14 protein-coding genes are annotated in these 16558 nt (G+C 48.0%); 9 read left to right on the forward strand and 5 right to left on the reverse strand.

Annotated features, from left to right (window positions below; genetic code table 11):
* Window positions 1-648 precede the first annotated feature (648 nt).
* Entirely contained in the window at window positions 649-1326 is a 678-nt protein-coding gene (locus tag QUB70_RS19995) for a peptidoglycan-binding domain-containing protein (RefSeq protein ID WP_332982971.1), read from the reverse strand.
* A 465-nt stretch (window positions 1327-1791) separates the two neighbouring features.
* On the opposite strand from QUB70_RS19995, the gene QUB70_RS20000 reads away from it, so the two are divergent.
* The 4 genes from QUB70_RS20000 to QUB70_RS20015 all read left to right on the forward strand — a co-directional run bounded on the left by QUB70_RS20000 (window position 1792) and on the right by QUB70_RS20015 (window position 8066).
* Window positions 1792-3729 carry an SdrD B-like domain-containing protein gene (locus tag QUB70_RS20000; RefSeq protein ID WP_332982972.1) on the forward strand — a complete coding sequence of 646 codons (1938 nt, stop codon included), beginning with the start codon at window positions 1792-1794 and terminating at the stop codon, window positions 3727-3729.
* Window positions 3730-3902: 173 nt separating this feature from the next.
* On the forward strand, window positions 3903-4049 hold the full coding sequence (locus tag QUB70_RS20005) for a hypothetical protein (protein ID WP_332982973.1): 147 nt from the start codon (window positions 3903-3905) through the stop codon (window positions 4047-4049).
* Between the two features lie 330 nt (window positions 4050-4379).
* Entirely contained in the window at window positions 4380-6992 is a 2613-nt protein-coding gene (locus QUB70_RS20010; protein WP_332982974.1) for an MSCRAMM family protein, read from the forward strand.
* Between the two features lie 213 nt (window positions 6993-7205).
* Window positions 7206-8066 carry an SDR family oxidoreductase gene (locus tag QUB70_RS20015; protein ID WP_332982975.1) on the forward strand — a complete coding sequence of 287 codons (861 nt, stop codon included), beginning with the start codon at window positions 7206-7208 and terminating at the stop codon, window positions 8064-8066.
* 626 nt (window positions 8067-8692) lie between these two features.
* On the opposite strand, the gene QUB70_RS20020 is transcribed toward QUB70_RS20015, so the two are convergent.
* Window positions 8693-9721, reverse strand: a complete 1029-nt coding sequence (locus QUB70_RS20020; RefSeq protein WP_332982976.1) for a hemerythrin domain-containing protein — start codon at window positions 9719-9721, stop codon at window positions 8693-8695.
* A gap of 148 nt (window positions 9722-9869) precedes the next feature.
* A complete protein-coding gene (locus QUB70_RS20025; protein WP_332982977.1) occupies window positions 9870-10046 on the reverse strand; it encodes a hypothetical protein in 177 nt (58 codons plus the stop codon).
* 91 nt (window positions 10047-10137) lie between these two features.
* Between QUB70_RS20025 and QUB70_RS20030 the strand changes: the two genes are divergently transcribed.
* From QUB70_RS20030 to QUB70_RS20045, 4 genes are all read left to right on the forward strand, one after another.
* Entirely contained in the window at window positions 10138-11403 is a 1266-nt protein-coding gene (locus QUB70_RS20030) for a M16 family metallopeptidase (protein WP_332982978.1), read from the forward strand.
* Window positions 11404-11658: 255 nt separating this feature from the next.
* Entirely contained in the window at window positions 11659-12927 is a 1269-nt protein-coding gene (locus tag QUB70_RS20035; protein WP_332982979.1) for a M16 family metallopeptidase, read from the forward strand.
* A 288-nt stretch (window positions 12928-13215) separates the two neighbouring features.
* Window positions 13216-13842, forward strand: coding sequence for a Uma2 family endonuclease (locus QUB70_RS20040; RefSeq protein WP_332982980.1), 627 nt, complete (start codon window positions 13216-13218; stop codon window positions 13840-13842).
* A gap of 249 nt (window positions 13843-14091) precedes the next feature.
* The gene (locus QUB70_RS20045) at window positions 14092-15387 is read left to right on the forward strand and encodes an RNA-guided endonuclease InsQ/TnpB family protein (RefSeq protein ID WP_332982981.1); all 1296 of its coding nucleotides are present in this window, start codon (window positions 14092-14094) and stop codon (window positions 15385-15387) included.
* On the opposite strand, the gene QUB70_RS20050 is transcribed toward QUB70_RS20045, so the two are convergent.
* Both QUB70_RS20050 and QUB70_RS20055 read right to left on the reverse strand, forming a co-directional pair.
* Window positions 15364-15630: a hypothetical protein gene (locus QUB70_RS20050; protein WP_332982982.1), complete on the reverse strand. Its 267-nt coding sequence runs from the start codon at window positions 15628-15630 to the stop codon at window positions 15364-15366. The genes QUB70_RS20045 and QUB70_RS20050 overlap by 24 nt on opposite strands.
* Window positions 15593-15772 carry a BrnT family toxin gene (locus QUB70_RS20055; RefSeq protein WP_332982984.1) on the reverse strand — a complete coding sequence of 60 codons (180 nt, stop codon included), beginning with the start codon at window positions 15770-15772 and terminating at the stop codon, window positions 15593-15595. Before QUB70_RS20055 ends, QUB70_RS20050 begins: the two co-directional genes overlap by 38 nt.
* Before the next feature lie 312 nt (window positions 15773-16084).
* On the opposite strand from QUB70_RS20055, the gene QUB70_RS20060 reads away from it, so the two are divergent.
* A partial coding sequence (locus QUB70_RS20060; protein WP_332982985.1) for an efflux RND transporter periplasmic adaptor subunit occupies window positions 16085-16558 on the forward strand: 474 nt, incomplete at its 3' end.

Below are 16558 nucleotides of genomic sequence, written 5' to 3' on the forward strand. Positions count from 1 at the left end.
TTCCAAAAAAAACATTTTTTCTTGTGGAACGGGCATCTTGCCCGTTCCAAAATTTTATTAAAAGGACTTTTGCAAGATGTCTATTAGTTTGTCAACTGTCAACTCTCAACTCTCAACTCTCAAAAATTTTAGGGCCTAGCATATCGGATGCCAGACCCTAAAAAGTTTGTAAATTAAGTTGATTCAAGTGGGTTTTTAGCTCTGCTGAGTTTCAGCAAACTACAACTAAGGTGGACTTTTTGGCAACTACTCTGCGGACGAGCTAGCTATCAGCGGAGTCTATTCAGACTTCTGTGTTTGACTGTGCGATCGCAACTTTTGATTAATCCAATAGCCTCAAGCTATCTAACAAATCCTAAGCGCAATGTCAACCTTTCTTTGCTAATAAGCTACACGGTTCAGGCGTTGCCTGCGAACTAGAGCCGATCGGGACAAATACTCTAATTCCAAATTTTTTATCCAAGTTTTTTGTGCTTCTTGGTTTTGCCCCTCATGTTTTTAAGTTAACACCAACTGCGCGCATAAAAACACTTTGTTTACCAAACTTGACACTTTTTGACGTGATGAAATACTTCCAAAAGCAATTATTAACAATTTGTACGATCGCCAGATCGCGCAACGTGCATACCAAGCACTTTTGGCTTGCTGTCAGCGCAGCAGAGCTTCCCAAGTTGCGCGGCCGACAATGCCGTCTGCGGGCAGTTGATATTGTCGCTGAGCCGCCTTGACAGCAGCTTGAGTTTCCGGGCCGAACACGCCGTCAGCACTCACCCGCAAAAATCCCTTGGCCCGCAGCCTTTCTTGCAAATCTCTGACTGCCGCCCCCCGCATTCGTCTTCTCAAAACCGGAAAATTGGTTGGCTGCGTTTGGGGACTAATCTCTGAGTTGTCGGCAGTTACAGGATCGTTGGCGATCGGGTTTTCGATCGCGCTCGGAGTCGCAGGAAACAGCCGATTCCAAGTATCTTGACCCACTATGGCGTCGGGAGCCAGGCCTGCTGCTTCCTGGAACTGAGAAACAGCTCTAGCGGTGCTTTGTGAAAAAATCCCGTCTACAGTGTCAGCGTAAAAGCCCAATAATTTAAGAGCAGCTTGGAGTTCGATCACTTCTGAGCCGCGGCTGCCCAATTTGAGCGTGGGGCGGACGATCGCACCTGTTTGAGCGATCGGGCTGTTGCTGTTACTCTGTTCGGAGGTAGGTAGCTGTGCTGCAACAGGAGTAGAGGCGATCGAGCCTATTGCCAATAAACCGCACAAACTCCAGCCGAAGAGCAAACTCGGAACCTCGCGGGCGTCATTCCAGCTTGCTGTCAAGTTTCGGGACATTGGGAATTCGACCTCTGCAAAACTGGTAGCGATCGTACATCAAATCTGGAAAAAATTGGGAATTTAGGCAACTAGCAATGTACGGGATGTAACGGATGGATGTTAAGCCAACAAGTCAAGCGTGAAGATTTTCTCCCCCTCTCCCACTCTCCCCCTCTCCCCCTCTCCCACTCTCCCACTCTCCCACTCTCCCCCTCTCCCCCTCTCCCACTCTCCCCCTCTCCCACTCTCCCCCTCTCCCCGTCTCCCACTCTCCCACTCTCCCCCTCTCCCCCTCTCCCACTCTCCCCCTCTCCCACTCTCCCCCTCTCCCACTCTCCCCCTCTCCCCCTCTCCCCCTCTCCCCCTCTCCCCTTCCCTTTCCTAAAAAAATTTATCCCCCTCAAATAGCTGCAATTGGCAAAAAAACTGCTAGATTGCCCTACAGAAAACATTGAACCGCGTTCATTGGGCCCCAGCAACACCATGTCCGAATTCAGAACCGCCAGCCAAATAGACATCGGCAACGTCAACATCGGGAACTTCCAAGTAGGCAGCATCAGCGGCACCAAATACAACGACTTCAACGCCAACGGCCTCCCAGATCCCGGAGAAGTTCCCATTCCCAACTGGCAAATCTACCTCGACCTCAACAACAACGGTCAGCCAGAATTTAACGAACCTTCCACCCTCACAAACGCGCAAGGCAACTACATCTTCGCCAACCTGCCGCCGGGTACTTACCAAGTTAGGGAAGTCCAGCAGCCCAACTTTCGCCAAACTACCCCAAATCCCGCACCCATCACGATTACCAGCGGGACAAACGCTGGCAATATCAATTTTGGCAACAACTTTAACGCAGGGACGATCGCAGGCACAAAATTCAACGACATCAACAGCAACGGCCTCCCAGATCCGGGGGAACCACCCCTCGCTAACTGGCAAATTTACCTCGACCTCAACCGCAACAACAGGCTCGACGGCAACGAACCTGTTACTTTGACCGACGTTCAGGGCAATTACGCTTTTGTCAATATTCCCGCAGACACATATTTGGTGAGAGAAGTCCAGCAACCCAACTTTCGCCAAACCACGCCAGACCCCGCCCCGGTTAACGTTACTTCCAACGCCACTGTTAACAACATCAATTTTGGCAATGTCTTTTTTGTCGGCAGCATCAGCGGTCTCAAATACAACGACCTCAACGCCAACAGCGTCAGAGACGCGACAGACCCGCCTCTGGCGAACTGGCAAATTTACATCGACCTCAACGGCAACAACAATCTAGACCCGGGCGAACCGAATACCATTACTAACCCTGAAGGCAATTATACTTTTGCGAATGTTTCCCCGGGCCGGTATTTGGTGAGGGAAGTCCAGCAACCGGGCTGGGTTCAGACTACGCCAAATCCAGGGGCGATCGACATCACCGGCAATACCAACGTTGTGGGCGTCAATTTCGGCAACAATTTTCCCACCGGCAGCATCAGCGGCTTCAAGTTCAACGACCTCAACGCTAACGGTATCAACGAACCGACGGAACCGAGAGTTGCCAACTGGCCGATTTACATTGACCTCAACAACAACGGCAGCCTAGATCCGGGCGAACCTTCGACTTTAACGAATCCCGAAGGTAATTTCTCTTTTATCAACTTGCCCCAAGGCAGCTATGTTGTTAGGGAAGTCCCGCAGCCCGGTTTTCGACAAACCACGCCAAATCCGACTCCCATCACCGTGGGCAACGGCACAAATGCCACTAATCTCAGCTTTGGCAACGTGTTGGTAACGGGTACGATCAGCGGTGTGAAATTTAACGATTTTAACGCTAACGGCCGCCTAGATCCGGGGGAACCGCCGATCGCCAACACTCAAATTTACATCGACCTCAACAACAACAGCAGTTTAGATCCGGGCGAAGCTAGTACCTTCAGCGATGTTCAAGGCAATTACAGTTTCCGTAACGTTCCGGTAGGTAGTTATGTTGTCCGCGAAGTTCCGCCACCCGGTTTTATTCAAACGACTCCGCCTGCGCTGGTTGTTGTCTCGGCAGAGATTCGGGCCAGCAGCATCGATTTGCTGACGGGAGATTTGCTGACGGGAGATACTGAGGATAGGTCGGCTAAATCCTTGAATGGGGATTCGCGGATGGATGCCAGCAGCTATGCGGGCGAACCTGCGGGCAATATTGGGGCGGATAGCTTGCTTTTGAGTTCGGGTCGTGATATTTATCGAGTTAGTAATTTTTTGGTCGATCGACCTGTTACGAATTTAGGCAATAGTCCTAACTTTGTGCAACACAATGTCGGTCTGAACCCAGAAGCACAAATTGGTGAATTTGTCAATAAAAATCAATTAATTAACGGGGCGATCGGGAACTCGGTCAGTACCCACAGTGCTGACCGAGTTCTAGGTTATGTAGGGTGACACAAAGCTCGATCGCCCCGAATCCAAAACCGCTAAAAATCAGGAACAGGTTAAAGGGCGATCGCGTGATACCCTATTGTTGGCAACCTCCAACACTCAAGCCTAAGTTCCGGCAACTCCGAAACTGGCTTGTATATTGGGTGCAATATTCAGAGGCAGTAGCATCTCTGTGAGTGAGAAACTATCAGGTAATTCCCCCAAACCCGATCGGCGTATTTCCAGGCAAAGCAAGTCATATCAAGTCCGGTAGCTCGATCGATGCTGGTTCTCTGTCCTTGGCAATCCCAGACGATGCGATCGCCCACCACAGCGAACCATGACAAAAAAAACGATGCCACCGGACTTGATATCAGGGGGGAGAAGTCAGTCTTAGGCTTTTTAAAGCTCGAAACAGCAAGTATGTACGGACAGAGAAGGCGTGCAAATCCTGAAGATGTTGCCCTCAATTTGCCAGGGCTCTTCAAAACCTGATATACTTGCCAGCGACAAAGCTTGAGGCATTGTTGTGTTAGATGGGGAACATTACCTCAAGCACAGACGTATGTAAAATCGAGTGGCGGTTGTCAGCTATTAGTAAAAACTACTCAGCAACTTACAACCCATACAGTAGTCTGTAATTTACGTGGATTTAGGTGTGAAGGAGAGAAATCATGGCAGATTTAACTAACGAAGAGCGGATTGCCCAGCAATTACAGCCAGTTGTGGTTGGGAATACTGGCCCGGCAATTCTAGGGATCAAGTTCAATGACTTGAACGCGGATGGGATCAGACAGGCAAATGAATCATGGACGAGCCCACTACCACCTATCACCATCCTCCTCGAATCAGCAAGCAGCAGCAACGGTGTATTTGATGGTACTGGGGAAGCCCAAGCCACGACGAACGCTAACGGCGCGTTCTCATTCATAAATCTTGTCCCTGGGAATTACGTACTCACCGAAACAAACATACCTGCTGGCTTCAGTTCTACTACTCCCAATCCCCTCGCTGTCACTGTTGTTGGAGACAGAAATGTCAACGTTTTATTTGGCAACACCGCAACTCCAGGCAGCCGGATCGTAGGATGCAAATACCTAGACATAGATGCCGACGGCTTTCGAGATGGGAATGAACCGGGCATTAAAAACGTCAGGATATATATTGATGCCAATGGCAACGGTCAACGCGATGCAGGGGAACTGAACACCTTAACAGACAAAAATGGTGCATGGTCGTTCAACGTAGCACCCGGAACCTACAAGATTCGGGAAGAACGGATCAGACGACAAGTTGATTCTGTGACCGGAGTAGAAGTTAACGATAACTCTCCGAACGCAGAACCTTTAGAAACACAAGATTTTCCCCAAAGCACTCCGCCCGACAACGTTCCCGTACTGGACGTGACGGTAGCAGCGGGTCAAACCTTTGCCTGCGCTCAAGTTGGCGACACTCCGCTGTATCAAATTGAAGTTAATAAATTTCAAGACATAGACCGCAACGGCTCGCGAAATGTTGTCAGTGGAGCGCTCGAACCCGCCATTGCCCGAGTACCCTTCATTTTAGATGTGAACGGTGACGGTGACTGGGATTCAGGCTCCGAACCGCTCGCAGTCACCGATCTAGACGGAGTAGTTACCTTCAAAGATTTGCGAGCTGGCAATTACCAAGTGTTGGAAATTTTTCCATCTGTACTGCCGGCAGCAGTGGGTGGCGGTGTCCCAGGCAATTTAAATTTTCCAGTAGCAACCACTGCTAATCCCACTCTGGTTTCTGCACCAGGGCCGCAGGCGCGATTCCAGGCCACGATCAGCAGAGAGCAACCGCTGATCGTAGCAGACTCAACCTATACACTGAAACCAAACGACCCTAAATTCGTAGACAACAACCGCGACGGCCTTCAACAAACAGGGGAAAGATCGATCGCTGCAACTGGTGAGCGGCCGATTTTTGCAGCGCCAACAAACACTTTGCCAGCGCCTAACCCCTCCCCATCACTTACCTTTTCTCCTGTTGGAGTTAATCAGGGCGTTGGAGATAATGCCGGTGTGGGCAACACTCGACCGAACATCAATATCTTCAAATACAATGATTTGAATGCAAACGGTCGCTACGAACCAACTCAGGGTGAATTGCCAATTAGCGGTGTCACCGTCTTCCTCGATGCCAACAATGATGGCACTCTCAGCACTGGAGAACAGCAAATCCAGACAAATGCCCAGGGTAGAGGAGCCTTTACCAACTTGCCTGTTGGCAACTATGTGGTCAGGGAAGTTGGACAGCCCAATTTCTCCCCTTCTACGCCCGATCGCGTCGATGTTACCCTCAATCTTCAGGACGCTAACGTTACCTTTGCCAACACACCCAACAGCAACATCACTGGATGCAAGTTTGAGGACTACAACCTGAACGGTTATCGAGATGGCAACGAACCTGCTATTGCTGGTGTCACCATTGCGATCGATACCAATGGTGATGGTGTGTTGCAAGCAAATGAACCCACTACTGTTACCAATGAGTCTGGTATTTTTGCATTCACCAATTTGACCCCCGGCTTTTACAGCATTCGAGAAGTAACACCTTCTGGCTACTTCAAAACGACTCAACCGGTGGATGTTGTTCTCGGTGCGAATCAAACCTTTACTTGTGCTTTAGTAGGAAACTCTCGGTTCTATGATTTGTCGGTTCCTAAATTCCAAGACGATAACCGCAACGGTATACGGGACGGAAACGAACAGCCCCTTGCCAATATCCCATTTACTTTGGATTTGAACCGCAACGGTCGCTACGATCCTGCGACTGAGCCGCTGGTGAGAACTGATGCTGCTGGTATTGCTCTGTTTACTAATTTATTGCCCGATACCTACTCGGTATTGGAAGTTTTCGATGCGAGCGTTCAGAACCCGTTCCCGATCCCAACTGGGCCAAACCCGGTTAACTTTGACGTGCCGGGTCCTAACACAGCGCCTACGGCGACTGTGACGCCCCCAGACGCATCGGGAATAGTAAGACTAAGCAGCCTCGATCCGGTGACTGGTGAATCTCAGGATGTGGCAACTGGTACCGATCCTCTGAATAACCCCGGCTCGTCGGTTGCTCAATCTGTTACCCCTGTTGACAGCTTGATCGTACCTGAGAGTGCATCTGTTAGCAGCTTTGACTTTGAGGCGTTGAAAGACTCGATGAGTTCGCTGATTGCAGCAGTAACGACAGAAGATACGACTCTCGATAAATCCAAGTTACTGTTGGGCGCTCCTACTCAGACTGCCTCTTTAATGTTAAGTTGAGTCTCTAGTTTAAGACTCAGCAATTAGCAGATAACTTTTTTTAAACTGCACGTCAAATCATGTTTTGGCGTGCTTTTTGCTGTTTAGACAATTATAACAATTGGTGTCGATCGCCCAAACTGTCTTTAGTAGTAGGGCACGATCGGCAAAAAGAGCGATTCCCCGCCTCAAGAAAACCTTTATTTATAAAAGTAGAACTTAGAGGAATATGTTATGCCAACTCAACAACAGACCAATCCGGCTCAACATCAAGAACAGCAACCGGGTGTGGAATCCCAAATGACTCCACAACCCCAATCCTTCGCGGAGGGATACCGCAGCAGCGACAAATTGCGGGACAAAGTAGCCTTAATTACCGGCGGAGACAGCGGTATCGGGCGGGCGGTGGCGATCGCCTTTGCGAAAGAAGGCGCAGACGTAGCGATTGCTTATCTTAACGAAGATGAAGATGCTAAAAAGACCAAAGAGGCGATCGAACAACAAGGCCGGCGCTGCATTTCTCTCTCCGGCGACATCGGCGACGAAAGCGTCTGTCAAAACCTCGTAGAACAAACAATTAAAGAATTCGGCCACCTCGACATCCTCGTCAACAACGCCGCCGAACAGCATCCCCAAGAAAGCATCGAAGACATCACCGCCGAACAATTAGAGCGCACCTTCCGCACCAACATTTTCTCAATGTTTTACCTGACAAAAGCGGCTCTAAAACACCTAAAAGAAGGAAGTGCAATTATCAACACTACCTCAGTCACCGCCTACAAAGGCAATCAACAATTGCTAGATTACTCCTCCACAAAAGGAGCCATTGTTGCCTTTACCCGCTCTTTGTCTCAAAGTTTAGCTGAGAAAGGAATTCGCGTCAACGGAGTCGCCCCCGGCCCGATTTGGACGCCGCTAATTCCTGCAACTTTCCCTGAAGAAAAAGTGGAAAAATTTGGTGCAGACACGGCGTTGGGACGCGCCGGTCAACCCGATGAAGTTGCCCCCAGTTACGTGTTTTTAGCTTCAAAAGATTCGTCTTACATGACCGGTCAAATTTTGCATCCCAATGGCGGATCTGTGATTAATGGATAGAAACACAGGACTTGCATTTCTTATTACGAAACTCCCCGCGCCGGACACGGCAATGCCTTTCGTCGTGTCAACTTAAGGTCAAACGTAGTCACATACTGCTGTTTGACGATTAGGCCCGATCCCCCTAAATCCCCCTTCTTAAGGGGAGTAGGGGTTGACTTTGAGAAAACTCTTGTCCCCCCCTTCTTAAGGGGGGCGCCGGCAGGGTGGATTAATTGTCATCCTAGAAATAGGTACGTAGTTGGGCTTTAGCCCTCTTGAGACGTATATAGAAAGAGGGCTAAAGCCCAACTACGTACCTTTATTAATATAACAGTTGCGTCCCAGACGCGAGCTTTGAGGGGTGCTTTCTGTCGTTTCAGATTTCTTCTCCCCACAATAAAACCACCCCCCTTCTTAAGGGGGGTTAGGGGGGATCGGGCCTCGGCTAAAAGCGAGATTTTTCATGATTTTTAAGCTTAAGTTGAGACTAATGGGCATTGCCATGTCCCTACTCTATCAATACTTTTCAGAATTGGTATGAGTTAACACAAAATAGTAATCCCGCTACGTGAATAGCGGGATTGATAGGTTGCAGTTTAGCTATTCTCTAGTTTTGCTAGAAGTGTAATTAGCTGACTGCTGAATTAGCTCATGGTAGCGATTTCTTGCTGCATCGTGCTTTTGGCTGCTTTGAATTGAGTAGCCATTTGTTCCATTTGTGCTTCGCTCAGGTTGCGGCGAATTTGAGGGAACATATCGTTTTCTTCTTGCTTGACGTGATCCTGAACCGCTGTTTTGAGCTGTTTGATTTGAGCTTTGAAATCAGAAGAACTGGGGTTGAGAGCCTTAATTTGGGCGAGCATTTGCTTCATTTCTGCTTGCTCGTCGTACAGTTCTTGGGTATCAGTGTAGTAGCTGCGGACTGCTGGATAAACAATTTGTTCTTCTGCTTCTGCGTGAACGATGAGGTCTTTGTAAAGTTGACCGAAGAATTCTTGCAGTTTTAGAGGATCGTCGGTTTTTTCGATTTCCATAAATAGGGTATCGACTTTGCGGTGATCCATTGTGATGATTTCGACGATGTTCATCTCATCTTTGGTGCGGGTGACAGCACCGCCGATGATGCCGGTCATGGCTGCCATTGCATCTTGCACCCGGGCCCAAACGCCTTGGTCGGGGTCTTTGCCGGTCAGTTCGCGCACTCCTAAAATTTCGAGAACTCCTTTGAGTTGTTCTTGGTGAGCGCGGTTTTCAAAGTTAACTGTGTTGAGGGGGGTAATGGCTGCTTCGATGTCGGCGCCAACTACTTGAGCGGCTTTGTGCACTAACAAGCCGGCCATTGTTTGTTGGTGTTTGAGCAGTTCGTGCTGTGCGACTTTTTCAAACATTGTGAGTTCAGAACCTTGCATTAGTTTCTGAACTGCTTCGATCATTTTTGTGCTGGTTTCTTTGGGTTCGGCTTGAATGCCGTATTGCACGATCGTGGTTTCTAATACGCCTAAGTTTTTGCGATCGTCCTCGAGCATATCCCGGAAGCGCTGGGCTAGTTCGGAGTCGTTGCAGGAATTGATGAACAATTGCTCGTTGGCGATCAGCAGGTTTTGCAGCGCTTTCATGTCTGCTAATTTAGTGGCGATCGCTTGGCGCTTGGTATCTTCTAAGGTAGCTACCATCTGTCGTTTCTCCTCTCAAGGTCTTTAGTGTTCTTACATCTTTTAATTTATTGAAATATTCTGATAACACCCTCTTTCTCCCGACTGATTCATTAATATCCCGCGCAACCTATTGACTTTTAAACCAAAAAATGGTACTAAATTAAGGCTAAGGTCGTTTTAAAAAAAAGCAAAAATTACCCTTAATAACAACTGCCAACTGCCAACTGACAACTGACAACTGACAACTGACAACTGACAACTGACAACTACCAACTGCCAACTGCCAACTGACAACTACCAACTGCCAACTGCCAACTGCCAACTGCCAACTGCCAACTGCCAACTGACTTTTGTATCAATTAATCCCGATCGCATAGCTGTAAAGCGCTACCATAGTTGCAGCCGAAATAAACTAAAGTTTAAGAATAAATAGCTTGTCTCAACTGCTCACTGCTTTAGAGTTCCCAGCCAATGTCTGGAAGCTCAACAACGGGTTAACGGTCATTCATCAGCGGATTTCAGCCACACCTGTGGTCGCGCTAGACGTGTGGGTGAGGGCTGGCGCTACGCTGGAGCCGGATTCTTGGTCGGGAATGGCTCATTTTCTAGAACACATGATATTTAAAGGGACGGATTCGATCGCCCCTGGAGAATTTGACCAAGTAATCGAAAATCGCGGCGGTGTCGCCAACGCAGCTACAAGTCACGACTACGCCCATTTTTTCGTCAACGCTGCGGCCGATTATTTAGCAGAAACAGCGCAGCCGCTGGCAGAATTGCTGCTGCGGGCTTCGATTCCCGATCGGGAATTCGATCGCGAGCGAGATGTGGTGCTCGAAGAAATCCGCCAAGCTCAAGACAGTCCCGATTGGCTGGGTTTCCAAGCCATGATGGAAACAGTTTACCAGCGGCATCCCTACAGGCGATCGGTACTCGGCACGGAAGAATTGCTGATGTCGCGAACTCCCCACGAAATGCGCTGTTTCCACCGAGCGCACTATCAGCCGGAAAATATGACTGTGGTGGTAGTCGGGGGAATTGATGAACAACAGGCCCGAGATATTACGGGGAAAGCATTCGAGCAGTTTTCTGACAGGTGGGATTGTCCGAAATTAACCGCAGAGGCGGAACCGCCACTGATAGAAATTCGCCGTCAGGAATTGAGCCTCCCTCGATTGGAACAAGCGCGGCTGATGATGGCCTGGACGGGGCCAGGAGTTGAACAGTTACAAAGTGCTTGGGGCTTGGATTTGCTGTCGGTGTTGCTCGCAGACGGGCGGACTTCGCGTTTAGTCAGGGAATTGCGGGAAGAATTACAATTAGTACAGGCGATCGAGAGCACTTTCTCGCTGCAACGGGAATCGAGTTTATTTACTATCAGTGCAGTCTTGGAAGCGAAAGATGTCGAAGAGGTGGAATCTCGGATTTGCGATCGACTTTGGGAATTGCAGTCTGAGCCGGTTTCCGAGGTAGAATTGCTCCGCTGTAAGCGTTTGCTGTGCAACGATTTTGCTTTCTCGCTCGAAACGCCGGGACAGCTAGCCGGTCTTTACGGATATTACAATACGATCGCCACGGCGGAATTAGCGCTCAGCTATCCCACCAGGATTAAAGCATTTGGGCCCTTAGACCTCCAGCGCCTAGCTCAACAATATCTCTCTCCCCGGCGCTATACAGCCGTGGTACTCAAACCAATCTAATAACGGTTGACGGTTGACGGTTGACGGTTAATTGAAAAAAGGTAAGAGAAGACTTGCAGCTAAAATAGCAAGAGCGATGGTTACATTAAGTCATCATCGTTTTAAGCATATTAAGCATCTGTCATACCAAGTAGATTTAGGTGGATTCCTAGATTTACCGGGTTAAATGTATCTGTTACTGTGGTCAACAATCAACAGCGAACAGTCAACAGCCAATAGCGAACAGCCAACAGTCAACAGTTAAAAAAGAATTCAATGAAAAATGAAATCCAGCGCACGGTTTTAGACAACGGTATTGTTGTCTTAGCAGCAGAAAATCCAGCAGCAGATATTATTGCAGCTAGGATATTCCTGCGGGCCGGCAGTCGCTACGTGCAGCCGGAACAAGCAGGATTGTGTCACTTGCTGTCGGCGGTAATGACTAAGGGAACCGATCGACTGTCTTCGTTGGAAATTGCCGAGCGTGTAGAATCGGTGGGAGCAAGGTTGAGTGCTGACTCGACTACAGACTATTTTTTAGTGAGTTTGAAGACGGTTTCTGCGGATTTTGAGGATATTTTGGAGTTGGCGGGGCAATTGACGCGATCGCCCACTTTCCCGGAAGCTGAAGTCGAACTCGAACGCCGCATTGCTATATCGGCAATTCGATCGCAGCAAGAACAGCCATTTGCGATCGCCTTCGAGCAATTGCGGCACTCGATGTACAAAGAACATCCCTATGCTTTCTCTCCCTTGGGTACGGAAGCTACGATGTCAAAGCTCACCAGAAACGAGCTCGAACAGTTCCACAAAACCTATTTCCGTCCCGATAATGTAGTTATTTCTGTAGCCGGCAGAATATCCACCGAAGATGCGATCGCCCTGATCGATCGAACTTTTGGCGACTGGAAAGCGCCTTTAACACCCCTGCCAACTTTAACCGTCCCCCCCCTGTCCCCCTCCCCTCAAAAGGTCGTTACGCAGCAAGATACGCAGCAATCAGTGATTATGCTGGGCTACCTCGCACCCTCTGTCACAAATCCCGACTACGCAGCGATTAAGTTGCTCAATACTTATTTGGGTAACGGTTTGTCGAGCCGGTTGTTTGTGGAATTGCGGGAAAAGCGGGGCTTGGCTTACGACGTTTCCGCGCTCTACGCGACGCGCTTGGACACGGCTCAGTTTGTCGCGTACATGGGTACGGCGCCGGAAAATACGGCGACTGCTTTTGAAGGATTGCGCGCAGAAGTCGATCGACTCGCCAGCATCCAACTAAGCGAGGAGGAATTGCAAGCTTGCAAGAATAAAATGCTCGGTCAATATGCTTTAGGAAAACAAACTAATTCGCAAATTGCCCAAGTTTTAGGTTGGTACGAAATTTTGGGGTTGGGAATTCAATTTGACCAGCAATTTCAAGAAGAAATTGCAGCGGTAACAACTTCACAAGCGCGGGATGCAGCTAAGAAATACTTCATCGAACCGTATGTTTCTTTGGTGGGCCCGGAGGCGGCGATTGCAGAGTTGGGTGTAGCGGCTGTTTGTTAAGTAGGAAATGGGCGATCGAACTTTTCAAAAGTTCGATCGATGCGATCGCTCCTCCGCTATTTCTAGGAATGTAAAATGAATGTTTCGCGTTGCGGCGTAAGAGATGAAAATGGGGCATAGGGCATAGGGTAATGGGGCATCGGTAACGGTTTGATCCGTCACACATCGCGTATTCAATCTGATAGACATCTCCCATAATTCTTGTGGAACAGGCATCCTGCCTGTTCAAAACAGGCTTCTTAGGAGATGTCTGATATATTAAAAGAATTGATTGGGCTAAGTTAAGCTATGACCATTGCGATCGACCAACCAATACAACATAAGCCACTCAGCTTTGACGAGTTTATCGCCCGTTATGGTGGCGATAATCGCTATGAACTGATCGATGGAGAGGTATTCGACTTGGAACCAACAGGCCCTCATGAGGAGGTTGCAGCCTTCATTACCACAAAAATCTGTGTCCAGATCGACGGAACAGGCTTACCTTGGTTTGTCCTTCAGCGGGGACTATTGCGCCCTTCAAATATTGGTATGACAGCATTTCGACCTGATGTGGCAGTTGTCGATCGAGATGAACTTACCAAAGAATTGTTTTGGTCTGAGGAGTCGATCCTGACACTGGGCAGTTCGATTAAATTTGTGGCAGAAGTTGTTAGTAGCAACTGGCAAAATGATTATTCCCGTAAGGTCGAAGACTACGCAGTTTTAGGTATTCCTGAATATTGGATTGCAGACTACGCCGGATTAGGTGGTACTCAACACATTGGGAAGCCCAAACAACCCACCCTCTCTATCTGCACTTTAGTGAATGGGGAATATCAAATTCAGCAGATTCGGGGCAATCAGACCATCGTCTCTCTAACTTTCCCAGATTTAAAACTGACTGCTGAACAGGTGTTGATGGCTGGCAGGTAAAATCACTACAACACGTAGGATATATTCAGATTCTGATAAAGGTAGGTTTAGCCACAAGGTTTCAGCAGACAGTTCGCGATCGGTCTAATTCCTTTGCAACGTAGGGTTATGCTGAGTGCTGAGTTTTATAAAGAATACCCTGAAAACCCTGTGGCTTTAGCCCAGGGATGAAAGGGCGTTGCAGGATTTATCCTGCCTACTATCAAGATTGCCAGATGCGGTAAAATAAATCAAAGGAGGTGAAATCAAATGTATGCAGTACAAAAAGATATTTGGCATTTAAAGGGACTCCACAAAACCATTGTTGAGCAACTACTGAGATGGTCGAACAATCTGTTTAATGTTGGCACTTACGAAAGTCGCCAACGATACTTTAAGGATAAAAGTGCTGTCAAATATCTTGACTTGTACAAAATCACTAAAACTAACGAGAATTACGGTTTACTCTATTCTCAGGTAGCTCAACAATCCCTTAAATCTGTTGCCGAATCTTTTAGCTCTTTTCGGGCCTTGGAAAGGTTAGCCAAAAAAGGAGAGATTAATCAAAAACCGAGGCTGCCTAAATATAGAGCAAAAGGCGCTATGTACCAAGTCTCCTATCCAGGGCAAGCCTTAAAAATAGTTGGCAATCGAGTGAGGCTACCTCTGGGAACCAAAGGGAAAGGACACTTTGGGACAGATGCTCTCTGGGTTCCATTGCCAGAAAGGTTAAAAGATTGCCAGCTCAAAGAACTTAGGCTGATCCCTAGAAACGGTCAGGTCTGGATTGAGTATGTCCACGAAAGTCTAACTGAACAGGCTCGCCTGTGCAGTCTCGAAATAACAGGAGTTTTGGGAATCGATCATGGCATCAACAATTGGTTAACCTGTGTCTCTAGCAATGCCAACCCTTTCATTATTGATGGTCATAAGTTGAAGTCTTGGAATCAATGGTTTAACAAACGAAAAGCTTTTCTTCAATCTGAACACGCCCGACATAAATTACCTCAAGGCTTTTCGTCAAAAAGACTGCAACAGTTATCGGAGACTCGCGCCCGCAGAATGAGGGATGCGGTTAATAAAGCAGTCAGAACTATCGTAAATTATTGCAAAAATAACCAAATTAACGTCATAGTTTTTGGCTGGAATAAAGGACAAAAGCAAGAAGTTAATATGGGAGGTAAGACCAATCAGAGTTTTGTTCAAATTCCTACCGCTAAAGTCAAGGAAAGATTGCAGCAAGAATGCGACTTAAGGGGATGGCGATTTGTAGATCAAGATGAATCTTACACATCAAAATCGAGTTTTTTAGACCGAGATTTTCTGCCAGTGAAAGTCGGTGAAAAACCCGACAATTGGCAGCCATCGGGCAAAAGAATCAAAAGAGGATTGTACCGTGCTAGCACTGGATTGTTGATCAATGCAGATACTAACGGTGCAGGGAACATCATTCGGAAATCAAAAGTAGCCACAGACTTAATTATTAAGCGAGTGGGTAGTGGGCTGCTGACGAACCCTTTAAGAATTAAACTTTGGCGGGATTCATCCCCCAAAGTTTGTCCTTAAGAATCCCGCGTCTTTAGACCGGGGAGTGTCAAACTGTTCTCCTTGAGCCTCAAACCACTGCTTCACATCTGGATCGAGCTGAACTAAGTTGTGGGCTCGATCCGCTGGAATACTTAAAGTCGATCGTTCAAAAAATTCATCGGTCAGCGGTGGAATATCTGAGTAGTCGATATTCTCCTCTGACCTTGACTCTAAGGCGGCCCAGTTAGTACCAGAGGTACTGTTCAAATCGTTTCTGCTCATGACGGTTGGCTCGGGGCGCTGAAATGATTCGGATTACATTGTTTTGACGTTCTGTCCAGACTACTACCGCTATTCCAGAACCGAGAAAACCGATTCCCAACCAGCGATCTTCGCCATAATCAAAACGATCGGAAGAGCTCAATCAGCATTTCACCATCAAACATCGCGGGAACATCGGCAAAATCAATCTGATGTTTACGGATGTTTTCAAGGTTTTTCGCTTCGTCCCACTCAAATTGCATGAAGGATTAGGATATGCCAGATTAAACTATCTTCATTCATTATCACGCATTTGGCCCAATAGGTTTTATGCTGCACTAGAAATCGATGTTGGGATCTAAACTCGATCGCCCGCAAGCATTAAACACGGGAAAAAACCTAGTCTGACTTCAATTGAACCTTTTCTGTTCCCGATCGGTCTAAATTGAACAGACGCCCGATATGTCTAATTTATATGTACTTAGTAAAGCACTTTCAGATTAAAAAAGAGCTGACTCCCTGGCTTAGCGGACTCCTCGCCGCTTCCCTGCTTGCAGGAGTAGGCTACACAGCTTACAGCCAACTCGCAGTCAAATCCAGCCGCGAAACCAGAGGCAGGGAAAAAACCGTTGCTGTCGAAAGGGTGAACCTGCCGATTACAATTTCGGCAAACGGCACAATTGTGCCCGAACGTTCCGTTAACGTCAGCCCGAAAACTTCAGGAGTGCTCAAAAGTTTGCTTGTCAAGGAAGGAGATAAGGTTGAACAAGGGCAGATTCTCGCCTACATGGACGACTCCAACCTCCAAGGGCAACTTACCCAAACTCGCGGACAACTCGCAGCCGCGGAATCAAACCTGGAAAAATTGGTCAACGGCACTCGAACCCAGGACATTGCTGTGGCTAAGGCAGTGTTAGCAGAACAACAAGCAAGTCTGGAAAAATTGCTC

Source organism: Microcoleus sp. A003_D6 (assembly GCF_036702825.1).
In the GTDB taxonomy this organism is placed as follows: Bacteria; Cyanobacteriota; Cyanobacteriia; order Cyanobacteriales; family Microcoleaceae; genus Microcoleus.

Coding starts and splice junctions, on each gene's coding strand:
- QUB70_RS19995 (WP_332982971.1), bottom strand. CDS start 1,326: ATGTCCCGAAACTTGACAGCAAGCTGGAATGACGCCCGCGAGGTTCCG.
- QUB70_RS20000 (WP_332982972.1), top strand. CDS start 1,792: ATGTCCGAATTCAGAACCGCCAGCCAAATAGACATCGGCAACGTCAAC.
- QUB70_RS20010 (WP_332982974.1), top strand. CDS start 4,380: ATGGCAGATTTAACTAACGAAGAGCGGATTGCCCAGCAATTACAGCCA.
- QUB70_RS20015 (WP_332982975.1), top strand. CDS start 7,206: ATGCCAACTCAACAACAGACCAATCCGGCTCAACATCAAGAACAGCAA.
- QUB70_RS20020 (WP_332982976.1), bottom strand. CDS start 9,721: ATGGTAGCTACCTTAGAAGATACCAAGCGCCAAGCGATCGCCACTAAA.
- QUB70_RS20035 (WP_332982979.1), top strand. CDS start 11,659: ATGAAAAATGAAATCCAGCGCACGGTTTTAGACAACGGTATTGTTGTC.
- QUB70_RS20040 (WP_332982980.1), top strand. CDS start 13,216: ATGACCATTGCGATCGACCAACCAATACAACATAAGCCACTCAGCTTT.
- QUB70_RS20045 (WP_332982981.1), top strand. CDS start 14,092: ATGTATGCAGTACAAAAAGATATTTGGCATTTAAAGGGACTCCACAAA.
- QUB70_RS20050 (WP_332982982.1), bottom strand. CDS start 15,630: ATGAGCAGAAACGATTTGAACAGTACCTCTGGTACTAACTGGGCCGCC.